Annotated in this window: 21 protein-coding genes; 14 read left to right on the plus strand and 7 right to left on the minus strand. The window is 32.7% G+C overall.

Annotation, left to right across the window (positions count from 1 at the left end):
- The first annotated feature begins 1 nt into the window (after position 1).
- A complete protein-coding gene (gene mltG / locus CC87_RS03570; protein WP_051920507.1) occupies positions 2-1,126 on the plus strand; it encodes an endolytic transglycosylase MltG in 1,125 nt (374 codons plus the stop codon).
- On the opposite strand, the gene rsmA is transcribed toward mltG, so the two are convergent.
- Complete coding sequence (gene rsmA, locus CC87_RS03575; RefSeq protein WP_038056199.1) at positions 1,074-1,817, minus strand: 16S rRNA (adenine(1518)-N(6)/adenine(1519)-N(6))-dimethyltransferase RsmA; 744 nt, start codon at positions 1,815-1,817, stop codon at positions 1,074-1,076. The genes mltG and rsmA overlap by 53 nt on opposite strands.
- A 115-nt stretch (positions 1,818-1,932) precedes the next feature.
- Between rsmA and CC87_RS03580 the strand changes: the two genes are divergently transcribed.
- From CC87_RS03580 to hemL, 5 genes are read left to right on the plus strand one after another with little or no spacing between them, the layout of a single operon-like run.
- On the plus strand, positions 1,933-3,183 hold the full coding sequence (locus CC87_RS03580; RefSeq protein WP_038056200.1) for a DUF1015 family protein: 1,251 nt from the start codon (positions 1,933-1,935) through the stop codon (positions 3,181-3,183).
- A complete protein-coding gene (locus tag CC87_RS03585; RefSeq protein ID WP_038056201.1) occupies positions 3,184-3,714 on the plus strand; it encodes a hypothetical protein in 531 nt (176 codons plus the stop codon).
- The gene (locus tag CC87_RS03590) at positions 3,711-4,682 is read left to right on the plus strand and encodes an NAD-dependent epimerase/dehydratase family protein (protein WP_038056202.1); all 972 of its coding nucleotides are present in this window, start codon (positions 3,711-3,713) and stop codon (positions 4,680-4,682) included. Before CC87_RS03585 ends, CC87_RS03590 begins: the two co-directional genes overlap by 4 nt.
- Positions 4,683-5,243, plus strand: coding sequence for a class II aldolase/adducin family protein (locus tag CC87_RS03595; protein ID WP_038056204.1), 561 nt, complete (start codon positions 4,683-4,685; stop codon positions 5,241-5,243). It abuts the gene before it with no gap.
- Positions 5,240-6,529 carry a glutamate-1-semialdehyde 2,1-aminomutase gene (hemL, locus tag CC87_RS03600; protein ID WP_038056207.1) on the plus strand — a complete coding sequence of 430 codons (1,290 nt, stop codon included), beginning with the start codon at positions 5,240-5,242 and terminating at the stop codon, positions 6,527-6,529. Before CC87_RS03595 ends, hemL begins: the two co-directional genes overlap by 4 nt.
- On the opposite strand, the gene queA is transcribed toward hemL, so the two are convergent.
- Positions 6,526-7,575 carry a tRNA preQ1(34) S-adenosylmethionine ribosyltransferase-isomerase QueA gene (gene queA / locus CC87_RS03605; RefSeq protein WP_051920509.1) on the minus strand — a complete coding sequence of 350 codons (1,050 nt, stop codon included), beginning with the start codon at positions 7,573-7,575 and terminating at the stop codon, positions 6,526-6,528. The genes hemL and queA overlap by 4 nt on opposite strands.
- Positions 7,576-7,578: 3 nt before the next feature.
- A complete protein-coding gene (gene lysA, locus CC87_RS03610) occupies positions 7,579-8,835 on the minus strand; it encodes a diaminopimelate decarboxylase (RefSeq protein WP_038056209.1) in 1,257 nt (418 codons plus the stop codon).
- A gap of 150 nt (positions 8,836-8,985) precedes the next feature.
- On the opposite strand from lysA, the gene CC87_RS03615 reads away from it, so the two are divergent.
- The 8 genes from CC87_RS03615 to hypF all read left to right on the plus strand — a co-directional run bounded on the left by CC87_RS03615 (position 8,986) and on the right by hypF (position 18,057).
- Positions 8,986-9,957 (plus strand): hypothetical protein, encoded by a 972-nt coding sequence (locus CC87_RS03615; RefSeq protein WP_038056212.1) that lies wholly within the window; start codon positions 8,986-8,988, stop codon positions 9,955-9,957.
- 33 nt (positions 9,958-9,990) lie between these two features.
- Entirely contained in the window at positions 9,991-10,989 is a 999-nt protein-coding gene (ilvC, locus tag CC87_RS03620) for a ketol-acid reductoisomerase (RefSeq protein WP_038056214.1), read from the plus strand.
- A 187-nt stretch (positions 10,990-11,176) separates the two neighbouring features.
- Complete coding sequence (gene rfbA, locus CC87_RS03625) at positions 11,177-12,049, plus strand: glucose-1-phosphate thymidylyltransferase RfbA (protein WP_038056216.1); 873 nt, start codon at positions 11,177-11,179, stop codon at positions 12,047-12,049.
- Positions 12,046-13,245, plus strand: coding sequence for an L-2-hydroxyglutarate oxidase (gene lhgO / locus CC87_RS03630; protein ID WP_038056218.1), 1,200 nt, complete (start codon positions 12,046-12,048; stop codon positions 13,243-13,245). The genes rfbA and lhgO overlap by 4 nt, the downstream gene beginning before the upstream one ends.
- 16 nt (positions 13,246-13,261) lie before the next feature.
- Complete coding sequence (rfbC, locus tag CC87_RS03635) at positions 13,262-13,840, plus strand: dTDP-4-dehydrorhamnose 3,5-epimerase (protein ID WP_038056328.1); 579 nt, start codon at positions 13,262-13,264, stop codon at positions 13,838-13,840.
- Positions 13,840-14,895 (plus strand): NAD-dependent epimerase/dehydratase family protein, encoded by a 1,056-nt coding sequence (locus CC87_RS03640; protein ID WP_038056220.1) that lies wholly within the window; start codon positions 13,840-13,842, stop codon positions 14,893-14,895. The genes rfbC and CC87_RS03640 overlap by 1 nt, the downstream gene beginning before the upstream one ends.
- A 1-nt stretch (position 14,896) precedes the next feature.
- Positions 14,897-15,751: a dTDP-4-dehydrorhamnose reductase gene (rfbD, locus tag CC87_RS03645; RefSeq protein ID WP_038056222.1), complete on the plus strand. Its 855-nt coding sequence runs from the start codon at positions 14,897-14,899 to the stop codon at positions 15,749-15,751.
- A 32-nt stretch (positions 15,752-15,783) separates the two neighbouring features.
- Positions 15,784-18,057 carry a carbamoyltransferase HypF gene (hypF, locus tag CC87_RS03650; RefSeq protein WP_038056224.1) on the plus strand — a complete coding sequence of 758 codons (2,274 nt, stop codon included), beginning with the start codon at positions 15,784-15,786 and terminating at the stop codon, positions 18,055-18,057.
- A 31-nt stretch (positions 18,058-18,088) separates the two neighbouring features.
- Here hypF and CC87_RS03655 read toward each other — a convergent pair whose 3' ends face one another.
- From CC87_RS03655 to CC87_RS03670, 4 genes are read right to left on the minus strand one after another with little or no spacing between them, the layout of a single operon-like run.
- Positions 18,089-19,636 carry a hydantoinase B/oxoprolinase family protein gene (locus tag CC87_RS03655; protein WP_038056226.1) on the minus strand — a complete coding sequence of 516 codons (1,548 nt, stop codon included), beginning with the start codon at positions 19,634-19,636 and terminating at the stop codon, positions 18,089-18,091.
- Positions 19,633-21,582, minus strand: coding sequence for a hydantoinase/oxoprolinase family protein (locus CC87_RS03660; RefSeq protein ID WP_038056227.1), 1,950 nt, complete (start codon positions 21,580-21,582; stop codon positions 19,633-19,635). The genes CC87_RS03655 and CC87_RS03660 overlap by 4 nt, the downstream gene beginning before the upstream one ends.
- On the minus strand, positions 21,540-22,010 hold the full coding sequence (locus CC87_RS03665) for a DUF488 domain-containing protein (RefSeq protein WP_038056229.1): 471 nt from the start codon (positions 22,008-22,010) through the stop codon (positions 21,540-21,542). The genes CC87_RS03660 and CC87_RS03665 overlap by 43 nt, the downstream gene beginning before the upstream one ends.
- 5 nt (positions 22,011-22,015) lie before the next feature.
- Entirely contained in the window at positions 22,016-22,531 is a 516-nt protein-coding gene (locus tag CC87_RS03670) for a flavin reductase family protein (RefSeq protein WP_051920511.1), read from the minus strand.
- Between the last annotated feature and the right edge of the window lie 225 nt (positions 22,532-22,756).

Below are 22,756 nucleotides of genomic sequence, written 5' to 3' on the forward strand. Positions count from 1 at the left end.
AATGAAGTTCTCAAGTGCTGAAATTCAGAAAAAAAGACCAATAATTTTTTTATTGGTTCTTTTTTTTATTTTATGGATAATAGGTTTATATTTTGATGGATTGGGTCCTGTTTCTGAATTTAAAACTAATGAATTCAGAATTGTTGAAATAAAAAAAGGAGAGGGAGTTTGGAGTATAGCTAAAAAACTTAAAGAAAAAGGTGTAATTAAAAGTAGATGGGTATTTATTATAGAAGCTTTGAGAACAGGTTTTTATAATAAAATAAAGCCCGGAGAATATGCTTTTTATACTCACCAGAGCTTAGGAGAAATTTTGAGAATTCTTGTAGAAGGAAGGGTTTTGTCCCATAAAATAACTATTCCAGAAGGGCTTACTCTTTGGCAAATTGCAGAAATTTTGGATAGAAACAATATCTGTAAAAAAGAGGAATTTCTAAAATTGGCTCAAGATCCTCAGGTAGCTAAAAAATTTGGGTTACCTGGGCCGACTCTGGAAGGTTATTTGTATCCAGATACTTATTATTTTCATAAATATACACATCCTGGAGTAATTATTAAAACTATGGTAGATAATTTTTGGAAACACTGGGATAAGTATAAAGATATAGCAAATAAAAAAGGCATGTCTTTAAAAGAAGTGATAACTTTAGCCTCTATAGTAGAAAAAGAAGCAATATATTCTAAAGAAAAACCATTAATTGCAGCAGTTTATTTAAATAGACTCAAAAGAGGCATGCCTTTACAAGCAGATCCTACTATAAATTATGCTTTAAGAAATTTCAGAAGGCTTTATTACAAAGATTATTACAGTGTAAAAAGTCCTTATAACACCTATTTAAACTATGGTCTCCCTCCTACACCTATTTGCAGTCCTGGAGAGGATAGTATTAAGGCTGTATTATTTCCGGCTAAGGTTTCCTACCTTTATTTTGTAGCTAAAGGAGATGGGACCCATTATTTTTCAAGAACATACAGAGAGCATTTAAGAGCCATAAGACTGGTTAGAAGAATTCGCAAAAAACATAGAAGAGTTTATAAAAAATTTTCTGGCAATAATTCAAAAATTCTTAAAACTAAATCTTCTTTACTTTTTCAATCTCAGAATAAAGTGAGAGAAAATTTTTAAAATTCAACTCTTCAACCCTTTTATTGGGAGAGATTTCTAAATTCAATAATAATTTTTCATCAATTTTATGTTTAAGCATTTTTCTTTTCTGAGAAAAAAGACGAATTAGAAATTTTTTATAATTTTTTAAATCTGAAATTTCTTTAAAATCCTTTCTTGTCAATTTTATATAAGCAGAAACCACCTTGGGAGGAGGGACAAAGAATCTGGCAGGTATACTCATAAGATAATTTATTTCATAGAAAGTTTTTACAAAAATGGAAAGCCAGGATTTTTCCTTTATTAATCTTTCAGCAACTTCTTTTTGCACCATATAAAAAGCCTGTGGTATATACTCTTTATACATTACTGTATTTTCAATAATTAAACTGGCTACATTATAGGGGAGATTGCCAATTAATTTCAATTCCTTTTCTTTTAAGCTTGAAAAATCAAATTTAGTAGCATCAGCCTGAATTATAGTAACTCTTTCGTCTTTTATATTTTTTTTAAGTTTTTCTATCATTTCTTGATCTATTTCTATAAGATAAAGATTTTTTAAAGGAGTTTTTAATAATTCTTTAGTAAGATTCCCTGTACCAGGACCAATTTCAACTACTGTTTCTTCTGATTTTATTTCAGAAAATTCTACAAGTTTTTGTAGAATACCTGAAGCAATAAGCAAATGTTGACCAAATTTTTTCTTAAGCATGTGCTTATTTTATCTTTAATCCTCAAAATTGCTACTTACAATTGTAAAACCTGTTCCTTGCTAATATTTAATTTTTTGGTATGTTTAAGGGGAAAATTTTTTGAAGGAGTGAGATATGCCCAGAAGCCTTCCTTTTTGTGCCTGGAGATACAATACTATCAAAGTTAATATAGAAGATGTAATTGCTCCTCAGTACGATGTGGTTTCACAAGAAGAAGTTAATCATTTTAAAAACAAAAGTCCTTACAATATTTTTCATTTAGAATTACCAGAGAGTTATCAAAGAGCTAAGGAACTTCTTAATTCCTGGATAAAAGAGCAAATCCTTATAAAAAATCAAACCCCTGGGATTTATTTATATGAGTTAGAATTTACCTATCATGGAAAAAAATTTAATAGAAAAGGATTTATAAATCTAATAGAATTGAGTCCTTTTGAAGAAGGTAAAATTCTTCCTCATGAAAAGGTTTATAATAAAGTTACAGATGAGCGTTTGGAGTTGTTTAAAAATACTGGTTTTCAGTTTAGTCAGGTTTTTGGTCTTTATGAAGATCCAGAGCTTTTTACTTTAAAAAATTTAAAAAATAAGAAAAAATTAATATATAGCATAAATTATAAAGGAGAAAAACACAAGCTTTATAAAATCACTGATAAAGAGTTTGTAAAAAATTTAATAAAATTTTTAGAAGACAAAAGAATTTATATTGCTGATGGACATCACAGATATACTACAGCTTTGAGATATAAAGAATATATGGAAAATCTTTATGGTAAAAAGAATTATAAGGATTATAATTATATAGCAATGTATATTTGTCCTTTAGAAGATAAAAATTTGCTTATGCTTCCCACTCACAGAACTTATTTTCTTGAAGATCCAGAAGGATTTTTAAAAAAATTGAAAAATTTTGCCGAAGTTTTCAAAGAAATAAATTTTAAGCCTGAAAATTTTGATAATTATTTTAATAAAAAGGCGCAGGAATGGCTTATTTTTTTAAATAATAAAGCTTATTTTTTTTGTATAAAAAAAGAATTTTTAGAAAAAATAAAGACTGAAGACCCGATTTTATCAGAGGTTACTCTTTATAATTTTTTGAAAATTTTAGAATTAAGTACAGGTTTAAAGGAAGAACAATTAAAAGAAAAGGGTAGGGCTAAATTTGTTTGTGATATAAATGAGGTAATAAAAGAGGTGCAAAGAGGAGCTATTGGAATTATTTTTCCTGTAATCTCTCCTTTAGTGCTTAAAAAGGTAGCTCAGGCTAAAAAAAGAATGCCTCATAAATGTACCTACTTTTATCCTAAAATTTTAACAGGTATATTATTAAATGAAATAAGTGGAAAAGACTTAAAAATAGAACTTTAAATGGATAGTTTAACTTATTTTAAAAGCTGGCAAAATTTTTATAAACAGGAATTAAAAGAAAAGCTCTGGAAAGATAAATACATTATAGATAAATTAGAACCTCTTAAAAAAGCTATAGAAAAAAGCAGGCAGGCTTTTATAGAAAATGAGTCTTTTGCTTTTTGTGCTAAATGTGCCCAATCAGGAGAAAAATGCTGTCAAACAGGTTTAGAATGGAAATTAAGACCTTCAGAATTTTTGATAAATCTTATGTTAGCAGATTATCTTCAAACAGAAATAAAGTTTAATTTAGAAAGACCAGAGGATTGTTTATTTTTAGGAGAGAAGGGCTGTAATCTTATCCTTGCTCCTATCTTTTGTAGAAATTTCTTTTGTGATAAACTCTCCAATTTTTTAGGACATGAAAGACTTACTAAAATTCAACAGGCTATGGAAGATGAAGCAATTTTGAGTTTTGAACTTGCAGAATATATAAATAAGAAGTATGTTTTACCCTATGCAGAAAAAATAAGAAAGGAGAAAAGTAGATGAAATATTATTTAGTTACAGGAGCAGCAGGCTTTATAGGATGGAGAGTTAGTGAATTCCTTCTTAAAGAAGGGAAATCTGTTCTTGGTGTAGATAATTTAAATAACGCCTATGATGTTAAATTGAAAGAATGGAGACTTTCTCAATTAAAAAATTATGAAAATTTTAAATTTTATAAATTAGATCTTTCTAATTTTGAAGCAATAAGAATTCTTTTTGAAATTTATCCTATAAAAGCCATTATTCATCTTGCAGCCAGAGCTGGAGTTAGAGCAAGTTTAGAAAACCCCTGGGTTTATGTAGATAGTAATGTAACAGCTACTCTCAATCTTCTGGAACTTATGAAAGATTCTGGCGTAAAAAAGATGGTTCTTGCATCCACTTCTTCTGTTTATGCAGGGCATAAGCCTCCTTTTCACGAAGAATTAAAAGTAGATACTCCTTTATCTCCTTATGCTGCCACTAAAAAAAGCTCAGAACTTCTGGCTTATACTTATCACCATCTTTATGGACTTGATATTTCGGTTGTTAGATATTTCACAGTCTATGGACCAGCAGGACGTCCTGATATGAGCCCTTTTAGATTTATAAAATGGATTTATGAAGGGACTCCTATTAAAATTTATGGAGATGGCACTCAGGCAAGGGATTTCACCTATATAGATGATATTGCCAGAGGAACAATCCTTGCTTTAAAACCTCTGGGATATGAGATTATTAATCTCGGAGGAGGAAGAAATCCCATTTCTATAAATCAGATGATAGAAATTTTAGAAAAACTTCTCGGAAAAAAGGCTAAGAAAGAATTTTATCCTTTTCACAAAGCTGATGTTATGCTTACTTGGGCAGAGATTGAAAAGGCTAAAAAACTTCTTGGCTGGCAGCCAGAGATAGATCTGGAGGAAGGCTTAAGAAGAACTGTTGAATGGACTTTAGAAAATATAGATCTGGTAAGAGCTATAAAAGTTTAAATGGAAAAGAAAAAAGAACTTAGTTTTTATACTAAATATTTAGCAGAAAAAGGTCTTATAACGGGTTCAGAGGGGAATCTTTCTGTAAGAGATAAAGAAGGCTTCTGGATCACCCCTTCTGGGAAAATAAAAGAAATTTTGGAGCCAAAGGATCTTTGTTTTATCAATTGGCAAGGCGAATTTTTAAAGGGTAAACCCTCTTCAGAATGGGGCATGCATTATAAAATCTATTTAAAAAATCCTCAAGCAAAAGCTATTGTGCATGCTCATCCTGCCTATGTTTTGGCTTTAGATCTTTGTGGATTTGATTTCAGAGAATTTGATTTACCAGAGGCTAAAATTTTTCTAAAAGAGATAAAAGTTGTGCCTTTTTTTCTTCCAGGTTCTGAAGAACTCTGGGAAAAAGCTTCAGAATCAGCTTTGATTTCCAAAGTAATAGTTTTAAGCCAGCATGGGGCTTTAACCTGGGGGAGAAATTTAGAAGAAGCTGTAAATCTGCTTTTAATTTTAGAAAAACTGTGTAAAATAGAATATTTAAGAAGATTAGGAGGGCAGAGATGAGAATAAGATCTAAGGCTTTTTATGAAAAAGCTATAAAGGCTATCCCTGGAGGAGTAAATAGCCCTGTTAGAGCTTGTAAAGCTGTAAAATCTGATCCTGTTTTTTTTGAAAAGGGAGAAGGTGCTTATTTAATAGATGTAGATGGGAATAGGTATATAGATTATGTTTGTTCTTGGGGACCTCTTATTCTTGGACATGCTCATCCAGAGATTATTGCAAATGTTTATTTTGCCTCTAAAAAAGGAACCAGCTTTGGTGCTCCAACTTGGCAGGAAGTAGAGCTGGCAGAGTTTATAAAATCCTGTGTTCCTTCTATAGAAAAAGTTCGTCTTGTCAACTCTGGAACAGAAGCAACTATGAGCGCTATTCGTCTTGCAAGAGCTTACACTAAAAGAAAAAAAATCGTAAAATTTGAGGGATGTTATCATGGGCATGTAGATTCTCTTCTTGTAAAAGCAGGTTCAGGTCTTGCTACTTTTGGAATTCCTGCCAGCCCTGGTGTTCCTGAGGAACTTACAGCTCATACTTTAAATTTGCCTTATAATGATTTTGAAAAAGTGGAAGAAGCTTTTAAACAATATGGAGAAGAAATAGCTGCAGTTATAGTTGAGCCTGTGCCTGCTAATATGGGAGTCATTCCTCCTAAGGAAGGTTTTTTACAGTTTTTAAGAGAAATTACTCAAAAATATGGAGCTCTTCTTATTTTTGATGAGGTGATTACAGGTTTTAGACTTGGCTTATCAGGAGCTCAAGGGTTCTATGGAATAACACCTGATTTAACCTGTCTTGGTAAAATTATAGGAGGAGGGCTTCCTGTAGGAGCTTATGGAGGGAAGGCTGAAATTATGGATATGGTTGCACCAGAGGGTCCTGTTTATCAGGCAGGCACATTATCAGGAAATCCCATTGCAGTAGCAGCAGGACTTGCTACTTTAAAAGAACTTGCCAAACCCGGTACTTATGAAAAACTTGAAGCCTTAGCTTCAAAACTTGAAGAGGGTATAAAGGAAGCTTTAAAAGATCTGGATCTACCCTATAGAGTTCACAGAATTGCTTCTATGCTTACCTTATTCTTTACAGATAAAGAAGTTATTAATTTTGAAACTGCTTTAAGTTCTGATACAGAAAAATTTGCTATTTTCTGGCAAAAAATGCTTGAAAAAGGAATTTATTTACCTCCTTCTCAGTTTGAAGCCTGGTTTGTATCCTTGGCTCATGGAGAAGAAGAAATAGAGAATACTGTGGAAGCTGTTTACAAAGTTTTAAAGAAAATGCATAAAGATTAAATTATAAAAGTAGCATCTCCATAAGAATAAAAACGATAGTTCTTTTTTATGGCTTCTTGATAAGCTTTTAATATAAGAGATCTTCCAGCAAAGGCACAAACTAAGAGAAGTAACGAAGATTTTGGAAGATGGAAGTTGGTAACCATAGCAGAGACTATCTGAAATTTAAAACCAGGATAAATATAAAGATCACAAAGGCCTTTATAAGGAGTTAAGCCTTTTTTAGCTATAAATTCTAAGGTTCTTACTACAGTGGTTCCAACTGCAATAATCCTACGTTTTTCTGAAAGAGCTTTTTTAATTTCTTCTATTACATCTTCTTCTATTTCAATATATTCTGATTCAATTTGATGTTTTCTTATATCTTTTACTTTTATAGGAGCAAAAGTTCCATATCCTACATGTAAAGTAATGAATTTAATAACAATACCTTTTTCCTGTAAAGTTTTAAGTAAGTTTTCATCAAAATGAAACCCTGCAGTAGGAGCAGCAATAGAACCTTCTTTTTGAGCAAAAACTGTTTGATATCTTTCCAAATCTGTAATTTCTGGTTCTCTTTTTATATAAGGGGGAAGGGGAGCTTTTCCATATTTATAAATAAGATTTTCTAAAGGTTCTATCTGACTTTCAAGCTCTACAAAAAACCTTCCTCCCTCCAGTTTATCTAAAACTTTAATTTTTATATAATTTTCTATTAAAATTTCTGTTCCTTTTTTAATACGTTTTCCTTTGATCAAAGCAAAGGTTTGGAATTTAAATCCAGTGGGTTTTTTAAAAAGCAGAAGTTCAGCTTCCCCTCCTGTAGTTTTTCGTCCTTTAAGTCTTGCGGGGAAAACTTTGGTATTATTGAGAATTAATAAATCTCCTTTTTGAAAATATTTTTCTATTTCTGAAAATTTTTCATGGAAATACAATTTTCCTGGTTTTTTTTCTATTACCAAAAGTTTAGATTCTGTACGTTTTTTAGCAGGATAATAAGCAATAAGATGCTCTGGAAGCTGGTAATTATAGTATTCTATATCAAATTTTTCAGGAATGGTAGACATAGATTAAAGATATGGAGCTGGAATACTTTCCAAAGCAATGAGATCTTCTATAGTTTCTCTTCTTCGTACTACAAAATATTTATTTCCATCTACCAGAATTTCTGGACATCTTGGTCTGGAGTTATAATTAGAGCTCATTACAAAACCATAAGCACCTGCACTCATAACAGCGAGAAGATCTCCTCTTTTAACTCTGGGAAGTTTTCTTTCTTTTGCCAAGAAATCACTGCTCTCACAAATAGGACCTACTACATCTACAACTTCTTCTTCAGCAAAGGTTTCTTCCACAGGAATTATTTTATGATAAGCTTGATAAAAAGCGGGCCTTATAAGATCATTCATTCCAGCATCTACAATAACAAATTTTTTAGATATGTTTTCTTTAGTATAAAGGACCTTAGTAACTAAAATTCCTGCATTTCCTACAATTACTCTACCAGGTTCCAAAATTATAGTAGCTTTAAGATCCTTAGCTTCCTGAATAATGGCTTCAGCATATTCCTGAGGCAAAGGAGGTTCCTCTTCGTTATAAATTATACCTAATCCTCCACCAAGATCCAGGTATTTGGGTTCAAGCCCGAGATTTATTAATTCTTCCCAGATTTTTTTCAGTCTATATAAAGCATCTTTAAAAGGAGCAATAGAGGTTATTTGAGATCCGATATGAGCATCTAAACCTACAGGTTTTAAATAGGGATTTTCTTTAGCTTTTTTATAGATGGGTATTACTAATTCTTCTGGAATGCCAAATTTGTTCTTTTTTAGACCTGTAGAAATATAAGGATGAGTTTGGGGATCTACATCAGGATTTACTCTTAACGCAAAAGGAGCAGGTTTATTAAGTTTTTTAGCAACTTCTGCAAGGGCTTCAAGCTCTTCCAGACTTTCCACATTAAACATTAGTATTCCAGCAGATAGAGCCATTTCCATTTCTTCAAGAGTTTTTCCTACTCCAGAAAAAGCTATCTTTTCAGGAGGGATACCTGCTTTTAAAGCCCTTTTTAACTCCCCTCCTGAAACTATATCAGCTCCAGCTCCAAGGTGTTTTAGTACAGAAAGTACGGCTATATTAGAGTTTGCTTTCACAGAATAGCAAATAATATGATCTATTGATTTAAAGGAGCTATCAAATACTTTAAAATGTCTGCGAATGGTTTTGGCAGAATAGATATAAGCGGGGGTACCAACTTCTTTTACAATTTTTTTTATAGGAACTTCTTCACAATAGAGCTCTCCATTCTTGTATCCAAAATAATGCATTTTCAACCTCTAAAAAATTTTTTTAATAATACCACACCTTTTTCCCTTTTGTCAACCTAAAAATTACCACTTCGTAAGTGGTAATTTTTAAAATGGTTCTAAATTAGAAAATAGTTTGGGGTTATTGTAATTTGTGCTATAATTTAAAATATGGACAGATTAGTCACTGTGGCTTTTTCTCCTCATAGAGTAGAAACTCTTCCTTTTGCTGAAAAACTTATGTCTCAACACGATATTATTATTCTGGAAGAACCACCAAATAAACTTTTTCAAAATTTTTTAAAAGAAGAAATTAGCATAGAAGAATACCTTAAAAATACTGATTTCTGGTTTCCCACCTTTATAAAGGAAAGCCTTAAAATTCTTCGTGGTTTATATAAAAAAGGTAAAAAAATCTTTCAGGTAGAACCATATTTAGAAAAAGTAGCTTTTATTCAAAAAGAATTAGAAAATGGTAATAATATAGAAAAAATAATAAATACTCCAGAGTTAAAAGAAATTTATCAGGTAGAAAATAAAGCTATAGGAAAACTTCTGGAATATTACAAAGTTTCGTTAAAAGATAGCTTTGAGAATATTATAGAAGCAGTTAAAACTTTTTCCAAAGCTGATGCTGAAAGATTTCGTTTAAGAGATTATTTAAGAGCTCAGGCTATTATTAAACTTCTTCCTGAAAAAGGAAAAGTTTACATAGAAGCAGGTACTATCCATGTTTATTTTAAAAAGCTTCTTCATATCCATTTAGGAAAAACCTGGAGAATTTCTCATAAATATCTTTTAGAGAAAGTTTTAAAATCTCTTATAGGAAAAGCCTGGGTTTTTCCTCCAGGAGAGCTTTTAACACTCAGATATATCTTAAAAAGAAAGGAAAATAAAGAAAAAGAAAATCTTCTTGCTGCAAGATCTTTAATATATATAAAAATAATACCCAAGGAAGAACTTCTTCCCACTCCTGAAGAACCTTTTCCTCATCTTAAAAAAGAATTAAAAGCTATTCAAATGGTAGATAAGCTTTCTTTTCAAGATTGTGCTAAACTTTACAAAGAATTGTTTTTTATAAAAAATAATGAAGAATCAGAAAAAATTGTAGAAAAATATTTAAAAAGCAATATAATTAAATAAATTTACTTAAAAATTCCTTATAGGAGGTTAGTGATGAAGGTTTACAGAGATGCTGATGCAGATTTATCTGTTTTAAAAGATAAGGTGGTTGCAGTTTTAGGTTATGGAAGTCAGGGACATGCTCATGCTTTAAATCTTAGAGATTCTGGTTTAAATGTAATTGTTGGCGTTAGAGAAGGAGGAAGAGGCTGGGAAAAAGCTAAAGAACATGGTTTTGAGCCCCTTACTGTAAAAGAAGCCTGTGAAAAAGCAGATATTATAATGATTCTCCTTCCAGATCAAACCCAACCAGAGGTTTACAAAACTGAAATAGCTCCTGCTCTTAAACCTGGGAAAATGCTTCTTTTTGCTCATGGGTTTAATATTCATTTTAATCAGATTGTTCCTCCTAAGGATGTAGATGTTGCTATGGTTGCTCCTAAAGGACCTGGACATCTTGTAAGAAGAGAGTTTGAAAGAGGTGCAGGCGTGCCTTGTTTAGTAGCTATTCATCAGGATGCTACAGGAGAAGCCTTTGCTAAAGCACTTGCTTATGCCAAAGGAATAGGAGGAACCAGAGCAGGAGTAATAGAAACTACTTTTAAAGAAGAAACTGAAACAGACCTTTTTGGAGAACAGGTAGTTCTTTGTGGAGGTGTTTCTGCACTTATTAAAGCTGGATTTGAAACTTTAGTAGAAGCAGGTTATCAGCCAGAAATAGCCTATTTTGAATGCTTACACGAGTTAAAGCTTATAGTTGATCTTATTTATGAAGGTGGGCTTGCTTTTATGAGATATTCTATAAGCGATACCGCAGAATATGGAGATTTAACCAGAGGTCTCAGAATTATTAATGACCAGGTAAGAGCAGAAATGAAAAAGATTTTAAAAGAAATTCAAACCGGTGAATTTGCCAGAGAATGGATTTTAGAAAATCAAGCAGGAAGACCTGTTTTAAACGCTTTAAGAAGAAAAGAGAGAGAGCATCTTATTGAAGAAGTTGGTAAAAAATTAAGAGCTATGATGCCCTGGATTAAAAAACCCGAAGAATAAACCTCAAAAGATATGGCTCTGGAAGTTTTTCCCAGAGCCATATCTTTTATATTAAATTTCTTTTTTAAATTACTTAAAAGCCGATAATTACCATTTATTGCTTGAAGTTTAAATCCATAACTTCTTGCATTTTCAGAGATATAATTTAGGATTATTATAAGATAGAATAATAAACGGAAGTTGGGTTATGAAAGCCGTAATACTTGCAGGTGGTAGTGGAACAAGACTTTATCCAGTTACAGTGGCAATAAACAAGCATTTTTTGCCAATTTATAACAAACCTATGATTTATTATCCTCTCTCTCTGATAATGCTTCTTGGGATAAGAGATATTCTCTTAATTATAAATCCTGAAGACTTGGTAATTTTCCAAAAACTTTTTAAAGATGGTTCACATCTTGGAATAAATATTAAGTATAAAATTCAGGAAAGACCAAATGGATTAGCTGAGGGATTAATTCTGGCTGAAGATTTTATTGGTAATGATAATATCTGCTATATGCTGGGGGATAACATCTTTTTTGGTCATGATCTGGTGAAGATAATGAATGAAGCAAGGTATGAGATTGAGAAAAGTGGTGGTGCCTATGTTTTTGGTTACTATGTAAAAGACCCTGAGAGATTTGGAGTTGTGGAGTTTGATGATAAGGGAAATGTTATTTCTCTTGAAGAGAAGCCTAAAAAGCCAAAGTCAAACTATGCTGTAGTAGGGATGTATTTTTACGACAATGAGGCAGTTCAGATTGCTAAAAATGTAAAGCCATCAGAGAGAGGGGAGCTTGAGATCACTTCTGTTAATGAGGAATATTTACGCCGCGGTAGGCTTAAGGTAAAGCTTCTTGGTAGAGGCTTTGCCTGGTTTGATGCTGGAACGCATGATAGTTTTCTTGAAGCAGGGGAGTTTGTGGCAACGATTGAGAAAAAGACTGGACTTATGATAGGGTGTATAGAGGAGATAGCCTATAGAAATGGCTGGATAGATAAAGAAAAGCTCCTTGAGCTTGCAAAGCCTCTTGCTAAAACAGAATATGGGAAGTATTTGATAGAACTTGCAAAATGAAAGAAAAAGAGTTTGATTTTGTAATTATTGGAGCAGGTATCATAGGATTAACCTTAGCTAAAAATTTAAAAAAAAAGTATCCTGATGCAAAAATAGCAATAATAGAGAAAGAAATTGGGATAGGAGCTCACACAAGTGGCAGGAATAGCGGAGTTTTACATGCAGGTTTTTATTATACAGCAGATTCTTTAAAAGCCAGATTTACCAAAAATGGATGTTTATTTTGGAGAGAATATTGTGAAAGGTATGGCTTAAAAATTAATAAGTGTGGGAAGGTAGTAGTATGTAAAAATGAAAATGAGCTTGAAACGCTTTTTGAACTTAAGAGAAGAGGAGATAGAAATGGTGTCCCTCTTGAAGTAATAGAGGAAAAAGAGCTTGAGAAGTTTGAACCAAATGCCAGGACGTATAAAAAAGCCCTTTGGTCTCCACTTACAGCAACAGTAGATCCTGTGGAAATTCTTTCGCATTTAAAATTTAATCTTGAAAAAGCAGGAATTAAATTTTTTTTAAACACTCCTTATCAAAGAAGAATTGATGAGAAAAAAATTGGAGCAGGAGAGTTTGTTTTTCAGTATGAAAAGCTAATAAATACTGCTGGACTTTACGCAGATAAGATAGCAAAAGAGTTTGGTTTTTCAAAAGATTATGTAATAATTCCTTTTAAAGGAATATATCTGGAATATACTGGAAGTGATAAACCTATAAAAAGAAATATCTATCCAGTGCCAAATATAAAAAATCCTTTTTTAGGTGTGCATTATACTATAAAAGTTGATGGAAAGATTAAAATTGGCCCCACAGCAACACCAGCTTTTTGGAGGGAGAATTATAAAGGATTTGATAAATTTAATATTAAAGAGCTTCTGGAAATAATTAAATGGGAAGCCATTCTTTTTATTACTAATTCTTTTGGATTTAGAAACCTGGCATTTGAAGAAATTAAGAAGTATAGAAAAAGCTATTTGATAAATGAAGCCATCAAATTAGTGAAAAAAATAGATAAGAGGAAATTTACAAAGTGGGGAATACCAGGGATCAGGGCTCAGCTTTTGAATGTAAAGACAAAAGAGCTTGTGCAGGATTTTATAGTGGAAAAAGATAAAAATTCTGTGCATATTTTAAATGCAGTTTCGCCTGCTTTTACAGCGGCTTATCCTTTTACAAAATGGATAGTAGAGAATTTTATTGAATGAAAAGGGAGGTATAGAGATGGGAAAATTTAGGAAAATTGAGACCGAGCTTGAAGGGGTTTACATTTTAGAACCAACTGTGTTTGAAGACCATAGGGGATTTTTTATGGAGAGCTATAACAAGCGGGATTTTGAGGAGATTGGGCTTTTTTTTGATTTTGTGCAGGATAATCATTCTTTGAGTGTGCAGGCAGGAGTTTTGAGAGGGCTTCATTTTCAATTGAATCCAAAAGCTCAAACTAAGGTGGTAAGGTGTTTAAAAGGAGTGATTTATGATGTGGTAGTGGATATAAGAAAGGGGAGTCCTACTTTTGGGAAGTGGATAGGTGTGATTTTAAGCGAGTATAATAAGAGGCAGATAGTTGTGCCAAAAGGATTTGCCCATGGGATATTAACCCTTGTTCCAAATACCGAAATTTTATACAAAGTGGATGAATATTATTCTCCAGAACATGACAGGGCTATTAGGTGGAATGACCCGGAATTAAAGATTAACTGGCCTATAAAGGAGCCAATTCTTTCAGAAAAAGATAAAAACGCACCGTTTTTAAGGGAGATAATAGATGAGATTAATTTTGTGTATGAAGGGGGTAAATAATGGAGAAAGTGTTAGTAACAGGAGCAGGAGGGTACATAGGTTCTGTTTTAGTGCCAAAGCTTTTGGAAAGAGGCTATAAGGTAAAAGCAGTGGATAGATTTTTCTTTGGGATGGAAAAATTAAAGCCTCATCCCAATTTAGAACTAATAAAAGAAGACACAAGAGTTATGCCAGAAGAAATTTTTAAAGGGATAGATTACATAGTTGATTTAGTGGCTATTTCTAATGATCCCACGGGGGAGAGATTTAATGAGGCAACTTGGCAAATTAATCATTATTCAAGAGTAAGAACTGCAAAACTTGGGAAGAAGTTTGGTGTAAAAAAGTATATTTTTCCATCAAGCTGCAGTATATATGGCTTTCAGGAAGATATAGTGGATGAGAATTCTCCTGTAAATCCTTTAACAACTTATGCAAAAGCAAACTTTCAAGCAGAAAAAGATATTATTCCTTTAGCTGATAAAAATTTTACTGTGGTTGTTCTTAGATTTTCTACTGTGTTTGGATATAGTCCAAGGATGAGATTTGACCTTGCTATAAATGGAATGACTTACGGAGCATGGAAAACAGGAAGGCTTCCATTGATGCGAGATGGAAGTCAATACAGACCATTTGTACATATAGAAGATGTGTCAGAGGCAGTTATAAAATTTTTAGAATTTTCAGATGAAACAAAAATAAATGGAGAAATTTTTAATGTAGGTGGAGATGAATTAAACTATCAAATAGGCGAGCTCGGGAAAATAGTTGCTGAGTTGGTGGAAAAAGAGACAGGTAAAAGCGTAGATATAGAGTGGTACGGAGACCCCGATAAAAGGAGTTATAGAGTATCTTTTAAAAAGATAAAAAATGTAATTAACTGGACACCAAAAAGAAAAGCAGAAGATGGAGTAAAAGAGATTATTCAAAAACTTGAATCTGGCGAAATTGATAAAACAATTCAAACTATAACACTTGATTGGTATACGGAACTTGAAAAATGGTATAACCTGATAAAAGAGCTTGAAATGTATGGGGGGATATTAAATATAAAGTTTGAAAAGGGAGATCTTTAAGATGAAAATAATAATTACAGGAGCGAAAGGTCAACTTGCAAAAGAATTTTTAAGAAAACTGGAAGAGATGGAAAAAGATTTTGTAGCTTTTTCAAAACAAGAATTGGATATATCCAACTTTGAGAAAGTTATTGAAGCTTTCAAGGAAATAAAACCTTCTATTGTTATAAATTGTGCAGCTTATAATCTGGTTGACAGGGCAGAAAGCTTTCCTTTTGAGGCTATAAAAGTTAATTCTTTAGGAGTAGCTAATTTAATTTTTGCATGTAACAATTATAAAGCTAAGCTTGTTCACTTTTCAACAGATTATGTGTTTGATGGTTCAAAAGAAGGACTTTACACCGAAGAAGATAAGCCTAACCCTTTAAACGAATATGGTAAAAGTAAACTTTTTGGGGAACATTTTATTCAGGAGCAAATGGAAGAGTATCTTATATTCCGTTTAAGCTGGGTTTACGGTGAAGGCAAACAGAACTTCCTTTACAAGCTAACAGAGTGGGCAAAATCTCAGAACTACCTTAGAATTGCCTGCGATGAGTTTTCAGTTCCCACATCTACGAGAACAATAGTTGAAGTGACTTTAAAGGCTCTTGAAGCTGAGTTAACTGGGCTTTATCACCTTGTAAACTCTGGATATTGCTCTCGTTATGAGTGGGCAAAGGAATTTTTCAGGATTAAAAGAATAAAGAAGTTTATTTATCCTGCTTATCAGGCGGATTTTAATCTTCCTGCGAGAAGGCCGAAATTTTCCGCAATGAGCAATGCAAAGATATGTAAAGAGCTTGGTATAGAAATAAAAGAATGGAAAGAAGAACTTGAGGATGTAATAAAAAAGGGCTTCTTGAGATTACAATAGGCTCAGGTTGTAAAAGGTGTAATCTAAAAAGGATGCTAAAGCACTTTCTCATAAGGATCAATGGAATTGTTCAGGGAGTTGGTTTTCGTCCTTTTATCTATCGGTTAGCCTTTGAACACAACATAAAAGGATATGTACTAAATGATACAGAAGGAGTTACCATAGAAGCAGAGGCTGAAGAGGAAAATTTAAACAAATTTGTAAAGGCAATAAAAGAAGAGTTTCCTCCTCTTGCTATTATTCAGGAGATAAAGATTGAAGAAAGACCCTTACAGGGTTATACCAGATTTTGGATAGAAAAAAGTAGGAAAACTGACAAAAAAACAACCTTCCTTCCTCCTGACACAAACCTTTGCAAAGAGTGTCTAAAAGAGCTTTTTGATCCAAATGACAGGCGATATCATTATCCTTTTATAGTCTGCACTCATTGCGGACCACGATTCAGTATTGTTAAAGATATTCCCTATGATAGGGAAAACACTTCTATGGCTCCTTTTCCCATGTGTTCAGAGTGTAAGAAAGAGTATGAAGATCCTTTTAATCGTCGTTTTCACACTCAGCCCACAGCCTGTCCAGCTTGTGGTCCCCATCTTTTTTTATATAAAAATGATAAAACATTAATTTCTGAAGATACTGATGAAATCGTGCAAAAGACTTATGAACTTCTTAAAGCAGGTTGTATTGTAGCTATAAAAGGTGTGGGAGGTTTTCATTTAGCCTGTGATGCTACAAATGACGAAGCTGTTTTTAGACTCAGGGAGAGAAAAAGAAGACCTTTTAAACCCTTTGCTTTAATGACAGGAAGTATTGAAAAAATAGAAGAATTTTTATATGTTTCACCTAAGGAAAAGGAACTTCTTCTTTCAAAAGAGAGACCTATTGTTATTTTAAAAGAGAAAAAAAAGCTTGTAAGCCGTTATATAGCTCCTTACCTTACCTATATCGGTATTATGCTTCCTTATACTCCTTTCCAGTATATGCTTTTTTCTCTGGATAAAGATTTGATTCTGGTTATGACAAGTGGAAATCTCTCTGATGAGCCTATATGTTTTAAAGATGAGGAGGCTTTTGAGAGACTTAAAGATATTGCTGATTATTTTGTAACCTATAATAGGGAAATTGTAGCTCATAGTGATGATAGTGTAATGTTTGTTTTAGATGAAACACCTTTTTTTATTCGTCGTTCTAAGGGTTTTGTTCCTGCTCCTTTTTTAATGAAAAAAAAGACCCCTGTGCATTTATTTGCTTCTGGTGCAGATCTTAAAAATTCCTTTGCTATTGCTAAGGATAACATTGTTATTTTGAGCCAGTATCTTGGGGATTTAGAATCCTTTATTACTCAAAAAGTTTATAAAGAGGCGGTAGCACATTTTTTAAAGGTTTTTGATGTTCATCCAGAGGTTTTTATTTCGGATATGCATCCTAATTATTTCACTACTTATCTTGCTGATGAGCTTGCAGAAGATAAAAGACGCTTAAAGGTTCAACACCACCATGCTCATATAGTTTCGGTTATGGCTGAGCACAATTTAAAAGAGCCTGTAATTGGCATTGCTTTTGATGGAACAGGTTTTGGGATAGATCGCAAAATTTGGGGAAGTGAGTTTTTAATTGCTGATAGAAAAGGATTTAAAAGGGTTGCGCATTTTTCCTATTTTATGCTTCCTGGTGGAGAAAAGGCTATAAAAGAAGTATGGCGTATAGGCCTTTCTCTTCTTTATCAGGCAGGAATTTCTCTGGATTATTTATTACTTAAGGAAAAATACCCTGTAGATATAATTTTACAAATGCTACAGAAGAGATTAAACTCTCCTGAAGCTTGTAGTATTGGAAGGATTTTTGATGGAGTATCTGCTATTCTTGGAATTGCCGAGGTTATTAGCACAGAGGCAGAAGCAGCTCAAAAACTTGAAGAGGAATCCCTAAAAACACAAAAATTTCAGAAAATAGAAGTGCCCTTTGAAGAAAAAGGGGAAGAGATAATAATTTCTACAGAGGAGCTTATAAAGAAATTAATAGAACTAAAAGATAAAGATGTTCCCACTTCTGAAATTGCTCTTTCCTTTCATCAGGCTTTAATAGAAGTTAGTTTCAAAGTGGTGGAAAGACTAAAAGAAATCTACGGAATTAAAAAAGTAATATTAAGTGGAGGGGCTTTTCAAAATAGAGTGCTTTTAAAAGGGTTGTGGGAGAAGTTTAAAAAAGCTGGTTTTGAGGTCTTTTTACCTCAGAAAGTGCCTTTAAATGATGGAGGTATAGCCTTAGGGCAAATTATTGTTGGACAGGAGAAAATTTCAAATGAATAAGATATTTATATTATGAAAATTTGTGGCGTATTTACAGGTTTTTCCCCAATCCTCCGCCTCCAGGAGTTAATATGAGAAGCTTATCCCCTAAGGAAACCTTGAGATTTACTTTTCCAGCTAATTGCATCTTTTCACCGCTTTTTTTTATAAACCAGTTTTCACCTTTACTTCCTGCTTCACCTTCTTGCAATCCATAAGGAGCATATTTTCTTCTTTCTGTTAAAAGGGTAACAGTTACATCGCAAAGGAATTTATATTCCCTTATCAAGCCCTCTCCCCCTTTATATTTCCCTTTTCCTCCTGAGCCTTTCCGTAGCGAATATCTTTCTATTAGCATAGGATATTCATGTTCCAGAGCTTCAATTGGAGTATTTAAAGTGTTGGTCATGTGGGTATGTACTCCGCTAAGACCATCTTTTCCTGGTCTTGCTCCCATACCTCCGCCAATAGTTTCATAATAAGCAAAATTGTCATTTCCTATAGCTATATTATTCATAGAACCACAGCTTGCAGCAGGAATTAATTCTGGTAAAGCTTGCGAAAGAGCACCTAAAAGAGTATCTACTATTCTTTGAGAAGTTTCTACATTTCCAGCAGCAACAGCAGCAGGATAAACTGCATCTACAATGGTTCCTTTTTCTGTTAAAATTTCTATAGGTCTAAAACACCCTTGATTAAAAGGATATTCTCCAAGAGTGTTTAAAAGGCATAAAAAAACATAATAAACTGCAGCCTGTGTAACAGCTCTTGGTGCATTTACACAACCTTTAACCTGAGAAGCACTTTTCCTAAAATCAACTACAACTTTTTTATTTCTAAAACTCACTTTTACATGAATAGGAATATCTTCTATTCCGCATCCATCATCATCCAGGTAATCTGTAAACTCATAAGAACCCTTTGGAACTTTTTCAAGAAGGTTTTCCATAGCTTTTTGAGAATAATTTTTAAGAGCTTCAGCCATATTAAAAAGCTTTTCTAAACCATATTTTTGATGCATTTCCTGAAGTCTTTTTTCTCCTCTTATTAAAGAAGCTATTTGAGCTTTAAAATCTCCCTGTCTTTCCTGAGGATTGCGAAGTTTTTTAAGTAAATTATTAAAAAAACTCTCCTCCAAGTTTTCTTCTTTAAAAAGATAGGTTGGTTCAATTCTTATTCCTTCTTCATCAATATGAGTTGATACAGCCATTGATCCTGCAAATTTTCCACCTATATCAGCATGATGGGCTCTGGTGATAAGAAAAAAAGCAAGCTTGTTTTCCAGAAAAACAGGTTTAATAAGGGTAATATCAGGAAGATGCGTCCCTCCACAAAAAGGATCATTGGTAATAATAATATCTCCAGGCTTCCAGTCGAATCTGGGAAGAACCTCTTTCATAGTTTCAGGCATAGCTCCAAGATGCACAGGAATATGAGAAGCCTGAGCCACAAGTTCTCCTTTGAAATCAAAAATGGCACAGGAAAAATCGCATCTTTCTCTGATATTAGGAGAAAAAGAGGAACGCCTCAAGACAATTCCCATTTCTTCTGCTACTGCTGAAAAAAGCTTGTTAAAAATTTCAAGTTCAATAGCCCTCATAATATTTCCAGCACCAAAGTATAATTTTCTTTTACCTTTACTATAAATTCAGGTTCAACCCAAACTGTAGTAAAATTTTCTAAAATTATAGCAGGTCCTTTAAAGCTATCTCCTATTTTTAAGCTATTCCAGTCTATCACTGGCACTTCTATAAAACCTTTTTCAGTAAATACCTTAGTCTGCTTGAGATGATATTTTTCTTCTCCTTTTTCTATCTTCCAAGAATTTTCAGCATATTTTCCTCTGATTCTCACTCTTAGAGTAATAACTTCAACGGGAAAATCCTTAGAAAGATAACCAAACTGCTTAAGATGCTCTTTTTCAAAAAGGTCTATATAGTTTTCAGTAAAAGGTATAGTTAATTCAAAGCCCTGTCCTTTATATCTCATATCAAGAAAAATTTCCGTATCAAAATCCTGCGGATCAAAACCAATATTTTTAATATAACTTTGTGCTTCTGCAGTTAAAATTTTTATAAAATCATGGAGTTTTTTCTTTTTTTCTGCTTTAATCCAGATAGTGCGGGAGAAATCTTTTATAGGAGGAGAAACAAGTAGTCCAAAAGCTGAAAAACTTCCTGCAAGCTTGGGTATGATTACTTTTTTAATACCCAGTTCCTTAGCTAATGTGCTGGCATGAAGTCCTCCTGCTCCTCCAAAACAAAATAAAGCAAATTCCTGAGGATCATATCCTCTTTCTAAGGAAACTTTTCTTAAAGCTCTACACATATTGATATTAGCTACCTGAATAATTCCAAGAGCAGTTTCTTCAAGTCCAAGATTTAGTTTTTTAGCTAATTCAAAAATAGCTTTTTCAGATCTTTCTTTTTGAAGAGAAAAACGTCCACCCAGGAAAGCTTCAGGAAGTATTCTTCCAAGAATTAAATTAGCATCTGTAACAGTAGGTTTATTTCCCTTTCCATAGCAGGCTGGACCTGGATCTGCTCCTGCACTTTCAGGACCTACTTTTAAAGCACCACCTGTATCAATATAAGCAATAGAGCCTCCTCCAGCTCCAACAGTGTGTATATCAATAACAGGAATACTTAAAGGATATCCATCTATCATATATTCTTTGGTAAAAGGGATTTTATCATCCACCAGACAAACATCAGTGGAAGTGCCTCCCATATCAAAAGTAATAATTTTATTTTCTTCCAGATTTTTAGCCCAGATATAAGCTCCTGCTACTCCTCCAGCAGGTCCTGAAAGGATAGTATGACAGGCAAATCTGGAAGCTTCTTCTGCTGTAAGCCATCCTCCATTAGATTGCTGAATATAAATTTTTATATTTGAAAGTTTCTTCTTTAGCCTATTTAAATATCTTCCCATCACAGGGCTTAAATAGGCATTTATAGCGGTGGTAGAGGCTCTTTCATATTCCCTGAATTCAGGCAAAATTTCTGAAGAAATGCTAATAGGTAAATTAAGAGACAAAAAAGCCTTTTTTAAACGAATTTCATGCTCTGGATAAAGGTAAGAATGCAAGAGACATACAGCTACGGATTTTATATCCTTTTCTTTCAGCCAGTTTAAACATCTTTGTATTTCAGAATCTTTAAGAGGTTTTAAAATTTCTCCTTTAGCATTAATTCTTTCTTCTATTCCAAAACAATTTTCCTGAGAAACTATAGGAGCGGGTTTTTCTACAAAAAAGTCGTAAAGAGAAGGACGATTCTGTCTTCCTATAAAAATTATATCTTCAAAACCAGAAGTAGTTATAAAGGCAATTTTAGCTCCTTTTCTTTCTAAAAAGGCATTGGTTCCTACAGTGCTTCCGTGAATAAGAGTCTCTATTTTTAAAGATGGGTCTATTCTGGAAATACCTTCCAAGATAGCTAAGGATGGATCAGAAGGAGTAGAAAAGACTTTATCACTTTTAAGGATGTTATTTTCTAAATAAACTATATCTGTAAAAGTTCCACCTGTATCAATAGCAACTCGCATAGATTTTTACTCTTAGATTTCCAATTTTTATCTTTTTCAATTATATGTAAAACTTCTATTCCTTTTTCTTCTAAAATTTTTGCAATAAATCTTCTATGGCATTTCCAGGGAAATTTTTCTGCACATATAATACAGGTAAGTTTAATTTTGGCAAGATCTATCAGCTCCTGCAAAGCATTTTTAAATTCTTCTGTTTCCATATATTTTTCATATCCCTCTTTTCTATATCCTCCAAGTTTTTCAAAATGGAAATATTCTATCCCTTTTGTTTCTAAGAATTTTTTAAGGTTTTCTTTTTTTAAATGAGGAAATCTTTGAGATCCTGGCCATCTTCTTACATCTGCTACAGCTTCAATTTGATAAGATTTTAAAATTTCCAGAAATTCCTCTATACTCCGATTAGAAGTTCCCAGGGTATAAATCCGCATTTATATTATTTGAGAAACCGCAGTTTTTTAGAAGGAAAGGCAAAGGCTTTTCCACTTTTATGAAGAGGAACTTTCCAGAATTCTTTATATCCGTATTCATCAAAATTTTGGGCTTTCCAATGTTTTACCTCTCCTATGTAAAACATAACTTCTCCAATTTCTACATCTTTTATAACTTTACATTCTAAATTGGCTAAGGCTCCCTCTATAAGAGGAACACTTAAAGCTTTTCCAGATTTAAACTTTATATTAAAAGTTTCAGCTTTGTTAATTTCCTTTCCACTTGAGGTGCCAACTTTCCATATTAAATCTAAATCCTCAACTATGTTAACAGAAAATTGTTTGTATTTCTGAATCAACTCATAAGTATAATGCCCTTTATCACAGGCAAATCCAAGAGCAGAAATATCCTCAGCAATAGGGGTGATCCATGAACAAGCCATAAAATTGATTTCTTTATTAGTATCTCCACTTCCTATAATTGCAACAGGTCTGGGATGTAAGGTTCTATAAAATTTCATAAAAAACCTCCTCTATTAAGGATTTCATATAAAATATTTTAATAACTAATTTTAAAATTACTACCAAAAATTAATTGATAAATTTAATATAAAATAAACCTTGCCAAATTTTTTAATATTTAAAGGTCTAAACCCAAAGGTTGATAATTAAAGATTAATATTTAAAATTTTTTTAAATTAAACATAACTAAATAAGTTTGTATTTTTAAATTACAATATTTATAG

The organism is Thermodesulfobacterium hydrogeniphilum, from assembly GCF_000746255.1.
GTDB classification, from domain to species: Bacteria; Desulfobacterota; Thermodesulfobacteria; order Thermodesulfobacteriales; family Thermodesulfobacteriaceae; genus Thermodesulfobacterium; species Thermodesulfobacterium hydrogeniphilum.